The organism is Caldicellulosiruptoraceae bacterium PP1, assembly GCA_041320695.1.
Classification (GTDB): domain Bacteria; phylum Bacillota; class Thermoanaerobacteria; order Caldicellulosiruptorales; family Caldicellulosiruptoraceae; genus JBGGOQ01.
This window is the reverse complement of sequence record JBGGOQ010000001.1, coordinates 1-14,269: the sequence shown is the minus strand read 5'-3', so window position 1 is coordinate 14,269 and position 14,269 is coordinate 1. Positions and strand designations below refer to the sequence as shown.

At 28.4% G+C, this 14,269-nt stretch carries 10 protein-coding genes and 1 pseudogene; 1 reads left to right on the top strand and 10 read right to left on the bottom strand.

The features are described 5' to 3' along the window. Nucleotides 1-45: 45 nt before the first annotated feature. The 8 genes and pseudogenes from ACAG39_00055 to tig form a co-directional block, all read right to left on the bottom strand. A pseudogene (locus ACAG39_00055) lies at nucleotides 46-222 on the bottom strand (site-specific DNA-methyltransferase). A 108-nt stretch (nucleotides 223-330) separates the two neighbouring features. Next, nucleotides 331-2,160: a translational GTPase TypA gene (typA, locus tag ACAG39_00050; protein MEZ0535633.1), complete on the bottom strand. Its 1,830-nt coding sequence runs from the start codon at nucleotides 2,158-2,160 to the stop codon at nucleotides 331-333. Between the two features lie 99 nt (nucleotides 2,161-2,259). Further along, complete coding sequence (rpoD, locus tag ACAG39_00045) at nucleotides 2,260-3,402, bottom strand: RNA polymerase sigma factor RpoD (protein ID MEZ0535632.1); 1,143 nt, start codon at nucleotides 3,400-3,402, stop codon at nucleotides 2,260-2,262. 1 nt (nucleotide 3,403) lies between these two features. Continuing rightward, nucleotides 3,404-5,158, bottom strand: a complete 1,755-nt coding sequence (gene dnaG / locus ACAG39_00040) for a DNA primase (GenBank protein MEZ0535631.1) — start codon at nucleotides 5,156-5,158, stop codon at nucleotides 3,404-3,406. 84 nt (nucleotides 5,159-5,242) lie between these two features. Next, entirely contained in the window at nucleotides 5,243-6,247 is a 1,005-nt protein-coding gene (locus tag ACAG39_00035; protein ID MEZ0535630.1) for a deoxyguanosinetriphosphate triphosphohydrolase, read from the bottom strand. A gap of 107 nt (nucleotides 6,248-6,354) precedes the next feature. After that, the gene (clpX, locus tag ACAG39_00030; GenBank protein MEZ0535629.1) at nucleotides 6,355-7,662 is read right to left on the bottom strand and encodes an ATP-dependent Clp protease ATP-binding subunit ClpX; all 1,308 of its coding nucleotides are present in this window, start codon (nucleotides 7,660-7,662) and stop codon (nucleotides 6,355-6,357) included. A 21-nt stretch (nucleotides 7,663-7,683) separates the two neighbouring features. Continuing rightward, nucleotides 7,684-8,271 (bottom strand): ATP-dependent Clp endopeptidase proteolytic subunit ClpP, encoded by a 588-nt coding sequence (gene clpP, locus ACAG39_00025; GenBank protein MEZ0535628.1) that lies wholly within the window; start codon nucleotides 8,269-8,271, stop codon nucleotides 7,684-7,686. 29 nt (nucleotides 8,272-8,300) lie between these two features. Beyond that, a complete protein-coding gene (gene tig, locus ACAG39_00020; GenBank protein ID MEZ0535627.1) occupies nucleotides 8,301-9,614 on the bottom strand; it encodes a trigger factor in 1,314 nt (437 codons plus the stop codon). A gap of 199 nt (nucleotides 9,615-9,813) precedes the next feature. Here tig and ACAG39_00015 point away from each other — a divergent pair, with 199 nt between their 5' ends. Next, nucleotides 9,814-11,118, top strand: a complete 1,305-nt coding sequence (locus ACAG39_00015) for an APC family permease (protein ID MEZ0535626.1) — start codon at nucleotides 9,814-9,816, stop codon at nucleotides 11,116-11,118. Between the two features lie 9 nt (nucleotides 11,119-11,127). Here the strand turns inward: ACAG39_00015 and ACAG39_00010 are convergent, their stop codons facing one another. Continuing rightward, nucleotides 11,128-13,854 carry a UPF0182 family protein gene (locus ACAG39_00010; protein ID MEZ0535625.1) on the bottom strand — a complete coding sequence of 909 codons (2,727 nt, stop codon included), beginning with the start codon at nucleotides 13,852-13,854 and terminating at the stop codon, nucleotides 11,128-11,130. A gap of 20 nt (nucleotides 13,855-13,874) precedes the next feature. Continuing rightward, nucleotides 13,875-14,240 (bottom strand): YlbF family regulator, encoded by a 366-nt coding sequence (locus ACAG39_00005; GenBank protein ID MEZ0535624.1) that lies wholly within the window; start codon nucleotides 14,238-14,240, stop codon nucleotides 13,875-13,877. Nucleotides 14,241-14,269: the final 29 nt, after the last annotated feature.

The following is a 14,269-nucleotide window of genomic DNA, read 5'->3' as shown; positions in this document are numbered from 1 at the left end:
ATAGTTCATCAATGAATGATGAACTTTAATAATAATCTGTATAATTTATTTTTTAAAAATAAATAAATACTCATGTGCAATTAACAAAATATCCATTACACTAAAACCAAGTGGAATTATATGTCCTTTTTTTCGTGTATCACCAATAAGAATTGCACAGTATTTTCCTTTTTTTAATACTCTATAACATTCTTCACTCACTTTAATCATTTCTTTGAGAAAATCTTCAGTATTATAATGTATAATAAAATTATTTATATCTCAATTTTAAATATTATACTTAATAAATACTTAATAAAATAATAAGAAGAGTTTTATGAAAAACCCTTCCTATTCCTTCTTTGCCTTTGCTTCAGCTTTTTTTCTCATTTCAGTATCTAAAATCTTCTTGCGTAATCTTAAAGATTTGGGTGTAACCTCTAAAAGTTCATCTTCTGCCAAAAACTCTAAGCACTCTTCAAGGCTTAATTCAATTGGAGGTGTAAGTCTTAATGCCTCATCTGCTGTTGCTGAACGCATATTAGTAAGATGCTTTTTCTTACATACATTTACAACAACATCATCTATTCTTGAATTTTGGCCAACTATCATACCTTCATAAACTTGAGTACCAGGACCAATAAACAGATTACCTCTTTCTTGAGCATTGTACAACCCATATGTTACTGCTTCTCCTGCCTCAAATGCTACTAAAGCACCTCTATTTCTTTCAGGAATCTCTCCAGCATAAGGCATATAATCATAAAAGATATGATTCATTATTCCATTACCTTTTGTATCTGTTAAAAATTCATTTCTATATCCAATCAAGCCTCTTGCAGGAATGATAAATTCAAGTCTTAAGAATCCATCATTAAGCATTGTCATATTCTGCAATTGAGCTCTTCTTGGCCCCAATTTTTCCATTACAACACCCATAAAATCTTCAGGCACATCAATAATCAAATATTCAAATGGCTCTAAAAATTCACCATTTACCTCTTTTGTAATAACTTTAGGCTTTGATACTTGGAATTCATAGCCTTGCCTTCTCATTGTTTCAATTAATATTGCAAGATGTAACTCTCCCCTACCTGATACTTTGAAAGCATCAGGAGTTTCAGTTTCTTCTACTTTTAACCCAACGTTAGTTTCAAGTTCTTTAAACAGTCTTTCTCTTAGATGTCTTGAAGTTACAAATTGTCCTTCTTTACCAGCAAATGGTGAGTCATTAGTTGAAAAAATCATTGAAATAGTAGGCTCATCAATATTTACAAATGGCAAGGCTTCTGGATTATCTGAATCAGCTATGGTTTGCCCTATGTTAATTCCCTCAATACCTGCAACACAAACAATATCACCTGAAAATGCTTCAGAACATTCAACTCTTTTTAGACCTTCAAATTGGAATAATTTCGTAATCTTTACTCTCTGTAAAATTTCAGTTGGTGTACAAATAACAACTTGTTGATTTATAAAGATAGTACCTCTTACAACCTTACCAATTGCAATCCTTCCAATATAATTATCGTAGTCAATTGTTGTTACAATCATTTGTAAAGGTGAATCAGTATCTTTAATTGGTGCTGGAATATTTTTTATTATTGTTTCAAATAATGGTTTTAAATCATTATTGTCATCATTTAATTCATATTTTGCAACTCCATCTTTTGCAGAAGCAAATATATATGGAAATTCAAGTTGTTCATCATTAGCTCCTAACTCAATAAATAGCTCTAAAACCTTATCAATTACATCAAATGGTCTAGCATCTGGCCTATCAATTTTGTTAATAACAACAACTGGTTTTAAATTTAACTGCAAGGCTTTTCTTAAAACAAACTTTGTTTGTGGCATTGGCCCTTCAAATGCATCAACTAAAAGTAGTACACCATCAACCATCTTCAATACCCTTTCCACTTCACTTCCAAAGTCTGCATGTCCTGGTGTATCTACAATATTAATCTTTACTCCTTTATAATTAATGGCAGTATTTTTAGCCATTATGGTTATCCCTTTTTCACGTTCCAATTCATTAGAGTCAAGAACTCTTTCAACTACATTTTGATTTTCTCTAAAAACGCCACCTTGTTTTAGCATTGCATCAACAAGTGTTGTTTTTCCATGATCAACATGAGCAATTATTGCAATATTTCTAATATCTTCTCTAAATTCAGTCATTAATAATTTAATCCCCCTTTGAAATGTGTGCAAAATAAATTGTATACAAGTAATTAAATAAAGTCAAATAAAAAAGAAAAAGCCCTATAAAAGGGCTAATTATTCTAAGAAATCTTTAAGCTTTTTACTCCTACTTGGATGCCTTAATTTTCTCAGTGCTTTCGCCTCTATTTGTCTAATTCGCTCTCTTGTAACATTAAACTCTTTCCCTACTTCTTCAAGTGTTCTTGCTCTTCCATCCTCAAGCCCAAACCTAAGTTTTAGAACCTTTTTTTCTCTCTCATTTAATGAATCTAAAACATCTAATAATTGTTCTTTAAGCATTGAGTAAGCTGCTGCATCAGCAGGAGCTAGAGCATCATCATCAGGAATAAAATCACCTAAATGGCTATCTTCTTCTTCACCTATTGGAGTTTCAAGTGAAACTGGTTCTTGAGCAATTTTTAATATTTCCCTAACTTTTTCTATTGGAAGATTCATTTCTTTTGCTATTTCTTCTGGAGTAGGCTCTCTACCTTTATCTTGAAGAAGTTGTCTTGATATTCTAACAAGCTTATTTATTGTTTCAACCATATGAACTGGTATTCTGATTGTTCTTGCCTGATCAGCTATTGCTCTTGTTATAGCTTGTCGAATCCACCATGTAGCATAGGTCGAAAACTTATACCCTTTTCTATAATCAAATTTATCTACAGCTTTTAATAAGCCGAGGTTCCCTTCTTGAATTAAATCTAAAAAAAGCATACCTCTTCCTACATATCTCTTTGCAATGCTAACAACTAATCTTAGGTTTGCTTCTGCTAATCTCCTTTTTGCTTCTTCATCTCCCTTTTCAATTTTTTTAGCTAGTTCAATTTCTTCATCAGAAGTTAATAGTGGAATTTTACCAATTTCTTTTAAATACATTCTTACAGGATCATCTATTCCTATACCTTCTGGAAGCGTCAAATCTAAATCTTCTTGGAGATTTTCTGTATCCTCAACTCTATCATCAACTATATCTATACCCATTTTTTCTAATGTTTCATAAATATTATCAATTTGCTGTGGATCAAGTTCAAATTTTTCAAAATGTTCTTGTATTTCTGAAAAGGTCAAAAAACCTTTGTTTTTTGCAAGTTCAATTATTTCCCTAACTTTCTCTCTAACTTGATTTTTTTTCTCTTCAAAAGCTTCTTCAATATTGATTACTTTATTTTTTTCTGTAATATCATTTTCATTGTTTTTCTTTATCTTGGTCATTTTATCCCTCCTTTCTCATTTTAAGTTTCTTGATTTTCTCGATTATTTCTAAATACTTTTGTTTATCTGTATCTTTATCTAAAGCAACCAGTTGTTTTTTTAAGTTGAGCTCTGCTAAATTATTCTTTAGTTCAAGTATTGCCTTTTTTGCACTTTCAAAATCGTTTAAACCTTTTGAAGATATTTCAGTCAACTCTGAAAGTGTAGCTTGATTACCAATAAAACTCAGCATTGTTGGAAAATTCAATTCAATCCCCTCATCTAATAATTTATTTAATTTTTCAAATATATCTTTATTTTCATTTGTTATAAAATCATCTTTGTTAACTAAAAGTTTTATCTGTTCATTTTTATTAGCCCATTCAAAATAAATAGAAATTAGATAGATCTCTGAGTTATATATTCTATTATCAATGCTATCATCATTTGGAGTAACAATTTTATTGTTACTAATATTTATAACTCTTTTTTGTTGAGATTGTTTCATTTTTTCAAATTGTTTTTTTAGAGCATCCGAACTAATATCAATTATTTTAGATAGTTTGTTAATATATTCCTCAATCTCAATATCAGTTTGGAGTTTATTTAGGATTTCTAAATAATATCCATTAATAAACTTTATTTTTTCTTCTGAAGAATTTATATCATATTTTTTCAAAAGATTCTTTATTTTATAGTCAAGCACAAACACCGAATTGCCTTTTTTAAGTAAAAATGCATCAACACCAAATTTTTTAACATATTCATCTGGATCCTTTGCGTTTTCTAATTCCATTATTTTTACATTAATACCATTTTGATATAATACTTCGGCTCCTCTTAGTGCTGCATTTACTCCTGCTTGATCAGAATCTAAACAGAGAATCACATTATTTTTATATCTTTTTATTGTATATGAATGTTCATTGTTTAGAGCTGTTCCTAAAACTCCAATAACATTTTGAACTCCTTCTTGTTGCAAAGAAATTGTATCCATATACCCTTCAACAATAATAAAATGATCTTCTTTGCTATTTTTCGCAATATTAAGTGCATATAAGGTTTTTGATTTATTAAATAATATTGTTTCGGGTGAATTTATATATTTGGCTTTATTATCAGAATTAATTATCCTTCCGCCAAATGCAATTGTTCTATCTAATGTATCAAAAATAGGGAAAATTATTCTTTGATTAAATCTGCAATAATATTTCCCATCTTTTTCGTAAAATATTCCACTTTTATTTATAATTTCTGAATCATATTTTTCAGATAATATTTGGTACAAATTAAAATTATCTGGACAATATCCAATTTTAAACTTTTTAACAGTATCTTTTTTAATTCCTCTTTTTAATAAATATTTGACTGCATCAACATTTTTTCTGTCAAAAAGATGGCTATGAAAAATATTTGTACACTCATCTAATAATTTATATAATTCTTCTTTTTGTTTGAGAAGTTCTCTTTCCTTTTGACTATTTACTTGGTATAAATCAGCGTTAATATTTACTTTACTAGCTAATATTTTAAGTGCTTCAAAAAAAGTAATATTTTCTATTCGCATAACAAAATGTATTACATTTCCACCAACTCCACATCCAAAACAGTGAAATATCTGTTTTGAAGGTGATACATAAAAGGAAGGAGTTCTTTCATTATGAAAAGGACAAAGAGCTTTGTAATTTGCACCTGACTTTCTAAGATTAACATAACTATTTACTATATCAACAATATCTGTCCTTCTTAAAACTTCGTCAATTATCTTCTCGAACAAAATTCTTCACCTGCAGTTGTGAATTTGCATATAATATTATTCGACAATTTTCGATTAATACCTTTATGCAGATTAAATAATTTTTTATAATCTATTCCACGGAGATGGTAGAAATATTTCATAAAATTTACGAATTGCATATCTATCAGTCATCCCCGCAATGTAATCTACTACTGATCTTTCAAGGCCATATACTTCAATATTTTTTTGTATATCATTAGGAAGTAGTTCTGGTTTTTTTATAAAAACATTAAATAATTCGCTTATAATATGTTTTGCTTTATTTTCATCTTTTTTTGCTTCTGAACCTATATAAACATTGTTAAATAAAAATGTTCTTAATGACAACATTGCATCCGAAACCTCTTTACTCATGGTTATTTCTGGCTTTTCAATGCTATTTTTTATTATATCCATTATCATAGTATTAATTCTCTTACGTTTAGAATAACCAAGAACTTCAAGGCAATCTTTAGGTAAGTCGCTTTCTTTTAATATTCCAGCTCTTATAGCATCATCAATATCATGATTAATATACGCTATTCTATCAGCTAATTTAACTACTTGCCCTTCTAAAGTTGACGGTTTTGCATTTCCTGTATGATTTAATATTCCATCTCTAACTTCAAAAGTTAAATTTAAACCTTCATCATCTTCAAGAAAATCCACAACTCTTAAGCTTTGTTCAAAATGTTTAAACCCAAAAGAGCAAATCTCGTTCAAAATATCCTCTCCAGCATGTCCAAAAGGTGTATGACCTAAATCGTGGCCTAATGAAATTGCTTCAGCTAAATCTTCGTTTAATCTAAGTGCTCTAGTAATTGTCCTTGCTATTTGAGATACTTCTAATGTATGAGTAAGTCTTGTTCTATAATGGTCACCTTCAGGAGAAATAAAAACTTGTGTTTTATGTTTTAATCTTCTAAAAGATTTTGAATGTATAATTCTATCTCTATCCCTTTGAAATTCTGTTCTAATTTGACACTTTTCTTCTTGCTTTAATCTGCCCTTAGAATTAGAGCTTAACGTCGCAAAACAAGAAAGATTCTTTCTCTCTAATTCTTCCACATACTCTCTTATTAGATTCATATAAACCACCAAAAATAAAATATATATATCATAATTCGATGAAAAAAATTTTTTCCCTTCATAAAATTTAAAAGTAAAAAGCTGCTGATTAACAGCAGCCTATGTTTTTATGAAGCATTACCTTTTTTATCTTTTGTCTTTGTTCTTACCATTTGCCTTTTGTGTGCCTTTTTGTTTTCATTATAAATTACAATTGGTGGTATATTATTAATTACAGAATCTTTATTAATTATTACCTTCTCAACATTTTCTTTTGAAGGAATATCGTACATTATATCTAACATAATTTCTTCTAGTATTGCTCTTAAGCCTCTTGCACCAGTATTTCTTTCAATAGCTTTTTCAGCTATTGCATAAAGGGCATCTTCTTCAACATCAAGTTCAACATCATCTAAATTAAATAGCTTTTTATACTGTTTAATTAATGCATTTTTAGGCTCGGTTAGTATCTTTACAAGTGCTTCTTTATCTAATGCATCAAGTGTTACAATAATTGGCACACGTCCAATAAATTCTGGAATCATTCCATATTTTAATAAATCCTGTGGCATTATTTGTCTTAAGACATCACCAATATTTCTTTCTTTTTTACTTTCTATCTTAGCGTTAAATCCTAATGTTTTTTCACCAATTCTTTTTTCTATTATCTTTTCAATTCCATCAAATGCTCCACCACAAATAAATAATATATTTGATGTATCAATTTGAATAAATTCTTGGTGTGGATGCTTTCTTCCTCCTTGAGGTGGAACAGAAGCAATGGTTCCTTCTAATATCTTAAGTAATGCTTGTTGAACACCTTCACCTGAAACATCACGAGTTATTGAAGGATTATCAGATTTTCTTGCAATTTTATCAATTTCATCAATATATATTATCCCTCTTTCTGCCCTGTCTAAATCATAATCAGCGTTCTGTATTAATCTCAAAAGAATATTCTCTACATCTTCTCCTACATAACCTGCTTCTGTAAGTGTAGTTGCATCAGCAATAGCAAAGGGTACATTCAGCATCTTTGCTAATGTTTGAGCTAAATATGTCTTACCAGAGCCAGTTGGCCCTAACATTAAAATATTACTCTTTTGTAGTTCAATATCATCTTTTTTATTGATGTCCTGATAGTATATTCTTTTATAATGATTATATACTGCAACCGAAAGAGTTTTTTTAGCTTGTTCTTGACCAATAACGTACTGATCTAAAAACTCTTTTATCTCCTTTGGAGTAGGCAATTTTTCATTACTACTATTATAAATATCTTCTTCTTCAAATTCTTCGGATATTATTTCAGAACAAAGCTCAACACATTCATCACATATATACACGCCAGGGCCTGCTATTAATCTTCGAACTTCATCTTGTGATTTACCACAAAATGAACATCTTAATATCTTTTTTTCTTCATTTTTTGCCAACTTATAATCACCTCAAATTTCCTAAGCCCTATTTGTTATAACCTTATCAATAATACCATATTTTAAAGCTTCTTCCGCAGTCATAAAGAAATCTCTTTCAGTGTCTCTCTCAATAATTTCAAGAGGTTGACCTGTTCTTTCGCTTAAAATTTTGTTTATTCTCGCTTTAATTCTTAGAATCCATTCAGCATGAATCTTAATGTCAGTAGCCTGACCTCTAACACCACCAAGTGGTTGATGAATCATTATCTCACTGTTTGGTAAAGCAAATCTTTTTCCTTTTGCTCCTGCTGTTAATAGAAAAGCTCCCATCGAAGCAGCCATCCCTATACAAATTGTTGAAACATCTGGTTTAATATATTGTATTGTGTCATATATTGCAAACCCAGCAGTTACAGATCCACCAGGAGAATTTATATAAAGATAGATATCTTTATCTGGATCTTCTGCTTCTAGAAAGAGTAATTGTGCTACAACCAAGCTCGCAACATCATCAGTAATTTCATCACTAAGAATAATTATTCTATCTTTTAGTAGTCGTGAATAAATGTCATAAGATCTTTCACCACGGTTGGTTTGCTCAACAACTATAGGAACAAGTGTTGACATATCATATCCCTCCCATGTTTAATAAAATATTAAGCATCTTTCTGTTCAGTGTTCTTTTCCACTATTTTAGCACTATTATAAATTAAATCTAAAGCTTTATTTATGATTATACCCTCTTTAATATATTCAATATCATCAGGTTTAAGATTTTCTCTAAATTTCTCAACTTCCATTTTGTAACTTGAAGCAAGTTTCTCAATCTCTTTTTGTATTTCTTCTTCATTAGCTTCAATATTTTCTACTTTCGCTATTTTCTCTAATAATAAGTTATTTCTTACTGCAATATATGCTCTATCTTTAAATTGTTGTCTATATTCTTCTATAGTCTTATTTACAGCTTTCAAATATGAATCTAAAGTGTAACCAAAGTATCTCATTGTTCTTTCACTTTCTTCAATATAGTAGTCAATTTGATTTTCAATCATTGAATCTGGAATATCAATAGGAGTATTTTCAGCAATTTTATCTAAAATCTTAGATGTCATCTCATCCTTTTCTTTTTCTTTATTTTTTTCACTAAACTTCTTTCTGATATCTTCTTTTAGTTCTGCCAATGTTTCAAATTCACTTACATCTTTTGCAAATTCATCATCTAATTCAGGCAATTCTTTTACTTTTATTTCCTTTAAAACTACTCTAAATTTAGCTGGTTTCCCAGCCAAGTCTTTTGCATGATAATCTTCTGGGAAAACAACATCTATTGTTTTTTCCTCACCTTTGTTCATTCCAACAATTTGTTCTTCAAATCCTGGTATAAATGTATTTGAACCAAGTTGAAGCTGATAATCATTAGCACTATTTCCTTCAAAAGGTTTATCATCAACAAATCCTTCAAAATCAATGGTAATTAAATCGCCATCTTGAGCTGGTCTATCTTCTATTGTTATAAATCTTGCGTTGTCCTCTCTCATATGCTCAAGTTCATGTTCAACTTGTTCATCAGAAACAATATATTCTACCTTTTCAATTTCAATATCTTTATATTGACCTAATTCAAATTCAGGTTTAACAAAGACTTCAGCTTTATAAATAAATGACTTTCCTTTCCCTATTTGAACAATATCAACTTTTGGTTGGCTTACTATTTGAAGGTTTGCTTCTTTAACAACTTGAGGATATGTCTCATTTAAGATAAAATCAATAGCGTCATCAAAAAATACTTCTTCACCATACTGTTTTTCAATAAGTCCTCTTGGAGCCTTTCCTGGTCTAAAACCTGGAATCTTGAAATATTTAGCATTTTTTATATATGATTTTTGAACACTTTCTTCAAATTTTTCAGCTGGTATTTCAACTTCTAATGTTACTTTATTCTTTTCTTTATGTTCAATTTTATATTCCATTTTTATCCTCCTTAAAAAAGATAATAATTAGCATTTTATAACTATGTTATTTTAGCATAAAAGATAAAATATTTAAAGACCTACAAAATAATTTTTATATTCAATACAAACAAATAAATTTTTGTATTGCCAATGTTAGTTTTTTTTGATAAAAATAATTGTATTAAATTAAATACAATTATTTTGTTAGGAGGCTAAAATGCATAAGACTCAATTGAAAAAAAACTTAAATTTCCCAATGGCATTTTCACTAGTAGTCGGAATGGTAATAGGATCTGGTGTATTTTTTAAAGCAACACCTGTTGCAAAATATAGTGGCAGTTTCTTTTTTATTATCTTAGCATGGACATTAGGAGGTATAATGTCTTTAGCAGGTGCTTTAGTTGCTGCTGAATTTTCATCACGATATCCTTTTACCGGTGGCTTATATATTTATCTAGAAAAACTATATGGTAAAACCTTTGCATTTTTATTTGGATGGATGAATACATTAATTTATACACCAGCTATTTTATCAGCTTTATCTGTTTTATTTGCTGACCAAATAGGAAGCTTAACAAAAATCTCTCAATTTCAGCATGACCTATTAGCTGTTTTAATATTGACATTAATTATTTTTATTAATGTTTTAGGAAATAAATATGGCGGTATTTTTCAATTAGTTGCAACCATATTAAAATTAATACCAATTTTTTTAATTATGGTATCTGGACTATTAAAACCAATAGAACTTACTTATTTTGAGTCAACCGAAATAGCTACAAGAAATTTTGGGCTTGCAGTTTTATCAACATTATGGGCATATGATGGTTGGCTCTCTGTCCCAAATGTTGCCGGTGAAATAAAGAATGCAAAGAAAAATTTGGTTTTGGTGTTAATTTCAGGAATGATCTTTGTAATGGGTGTTTATTTGATAATCAATATTTCATATATAAACGTTTTAGGTATTTCAAGTTTAATTTCATCAGATAATGCAATAAATATTATTTCTAAATCATTGTTTGGAAACTTTGGAGGAGTACTAATATCACTTGGGATAATTATTTCTATTATTGGAACACTTAATGGTTTTGCATTAACTGGAATAAGAATACCTTACGCAATGGCAGAAAATAACCGTTTTGTGTTTAACGAAACTTTTAAAAAATTACATCCAATTACTGCAACACCAATTAATTCAACAATTTTAATTTTTATTATTTCATTATTATATATCTTTACTAGGAGTTTCAACAGACTTACTGATTTAGCTATGTTTTCTACTTGGATATTTTATGTGTTTTTTTTCATCGGTATATTCATAGTTAGAAAAAGAGAAGGTAAAAATAAAGATGGCTATAATACTTTTCTCTATCCACTTACCCCATTAATAGCAATAATAAGTGGTGCATATATAGTTATTAATAATATTATTTCAAACCCTGTTGATTCAATCTTTTCAATACTTCTTACGTTAATTGGTTTACCTATATATTATATTTTCGTAAATAAAAAGAGGCTATAAGCCTCTTTTTTATTTTATTTTTTGTATTTGTTCATCAAGCTTTTTAAATAATTTTCCAAATTCCTCTAAGTCTCCGCTTTTCAATGATTGTTTTGCTTTTTCAAAATTGTTTATAATCTCTTTTAATATCTCATCATTTTTAATTATTGAATTATTATCGGTAGTAGTATCAGGTGCATTATTTACATTTTTGATTTCCTGTAAATCTATCTGAGATCCTATCAATAATGATAAGGAATCGCTTAAAGATTCTCCCATTACTACTTTTCCATTGTATGAAGCAATAACTCTTTTAACTTCAGGTAAAGCTGAAGTATTATCTGATGCAATATAAATAGGTTCAATATACAATAGTTTATTACCAATAGGTAATATTAAAAGGTTACCCCTTATCACCTTAGAACCGCCTTGGTCCCATAGAGATAAATCCTTTGAAATTGAAGGATCTTGGTCAATCATATTCTCAATTTGTAACGGACCATAAACTGTAGAACCCTTCGTAAACTTAAATAGCACTAGTTTACCATAGTTTTCACCATCGCAACGTGCAGCAAGCCATGCAATCATAGTATTATATTTCAGTGGAGTAAATGGAACCATAAGTATCATTTCTTCTTTTGTTTCATTTGGTAGTGTAACAATGCTATAGTATGGTGGGATCTTATCTATTGAACCATCTGATGATTTATGCTTACCTATATCCCAAAGATCCTCTTTATTATAAAAGACATTGACATTTGTCATGTGATATCTTTTTAACATCTCTGACTGAATCTTAAAAATAAGTTCTGGATATCTAATATGTTCAGCTAAATCAGTTGGTATAGAATTTGTTTCAAATAGCTTAGGATAAATAGATTTATAGACATTTACTATTGGATCATTTTTATCAACAATATAAAACTTCAAACTACCATTGTATGCATCTATTATTACTTTTACTGAATTTCTTATATAATTTACACCGCTTTCTAATGGTTCAGAATATGGATAGAATTTTGTTGTTGTATAAGCATCTAATACCCAATATAATTTACCTTTCTTATCAATAAGAATATACGGGTCATTGTCATATTCAAAAAATGGAGCAACCATTTTAGCTCTATCAATAATGTTTCTGTTAATCAGCAATTTACTGTTACTATTAATACCAGTTGAAATCAGCATTCTTAAATCCTGATATTTATAAGAAAATAGTAATCTGTTTAAGAATGATAGCCTTATTCCACCATTACCATCATACCTAAACAACTTATTGCTATCGCCTTCGGGATAATCAATTTCGTCCTCTTTTGTGTTAACAATAACATATTGGTTAGTACTCTCACCATAATAAATACGAGGTTGCGTAACAATAGGTGCCCCTTCTATGCTTTTGACAGGAATATCTTTTATAATGAATTTAGGTTGCCCTTCTTTAGTAATATCTGATAATGGACTCATCACAATGCCATAACCATGTGTATATTGCAATCTTTGATTTATATAAGTTTTTGTTGGAATACCCTGATAATTTATTTCTCTTGCTGAAATAAATACTGCTCGGGTTTTGCCATTTATTGTATATCTTGCAATATCTGCATCATTGAATATATAGTATTGCTTAAATCTTTGAATTTGATTTTGAATATCTAATGTAGTAGGAAAATCAGTAATTCTAATATTATCAATTGTCGATTTATTATTATTAATATCAGCAATTGTTAAAGTTGAGGATGTATCAATATCAAATTTCTTTTCAGTAATATTATCCAGATTATATGCTAATCTTGTAAATTTTATATTATTATTTAAAAAAGGCCTTTCATAAACAATTTCATTTGGTGATACAACAAAATATTGGAAAGCTAATGCTACAATATTACCAAGTAACCAATAAGCAGCAAATGATAACATTACTTTAGCAACATTCATATATTGTTTCTTAATGAAGAATATAATACTAAGAATAATAATTATTGTCACAACTATATATGATAATCTGTAATAATTAAGTCTAATATAATAGTCTGTATAACCTACTCCAATTACCTCACCAAAAAAGGAATATAAAAGACCTTCCATTTCATATTTAAATGTCCAAAGTTTAATTATGAAAAACAATATCAAATTAACAAATAAATGTTTTTTAACTTTATTGTCGGCTAAAATTCCCCAACCTTTTGGATTTGCTATACCTGTACCTGAGGAAATAATATATACTAAAAGGGTATAGATTATCACAAATATAATCAGCCATAAAAAAATATTTGCAATTGATAAATAAAAAGGTCTTTCAAATATATAATATCCAATGTCTTTATGAAAAATAGGGTCTTTAATATTAAATGGTTTTGAATTTATACTGGTTAAAAATTTGATATATAATGCTTTTTCAAAATAGCTACTACTTAATAACGCCAAAATAAATGATATGATAAAATTAATTATATTTTTACTAAATATTGATATATTTCCTAATATTCTAACTAAATTATTTTTAATTATTAAATTGTTAAAATAAAAAACAAAAAAAACTACTATAAGTGAAAAAATTTGTGTAAGGATTTTTACTGAAAAATTTTTCCAAAAAATAGAGACATAGTTTTTTCCTATTTCATTTATCTGAATTAATTCATAAATAAATCCAACTGCAATACTAAATAATAAAAATAAAATAATTAAAGCTGAAACAATATAAAATACCTTTTTTATTGTTTTTCTTTTTTTATTATCATTTATATAATAATCAGTCATTAATAGAAAACCATCCTTCCTTAACTGTTTTCTTCAAGATCTTTTAAAAACTCGTTATCAAAATCAATTGCTTCAGCGATAATCTTTGTAATATCAGCTAATATCTTTTGTAAAATTATTTCTTTTGATAAAAATTCATTAATATCATTATGAAGGCTAATTATTTGATATAGTTGTTGAAGTTTGTAAATATCATCTGATGCAACCTGTTTTCCTTGCAACTGCATTGTTTGAATTTCAAACTGCTTCTTTTTAAAGTCTTTTATCATTTCTTTTAATTTAGGATCATTATCAATTTTCTCTTTTGCTTTTTTGTATTCCTTGTATTCATTGCTTTCTTTTAAAGTATTAACGAGATTATAAGCTGCATCATAAACATTTGCCATTATAAATTCCTCCTTTGTATTATTTGTTT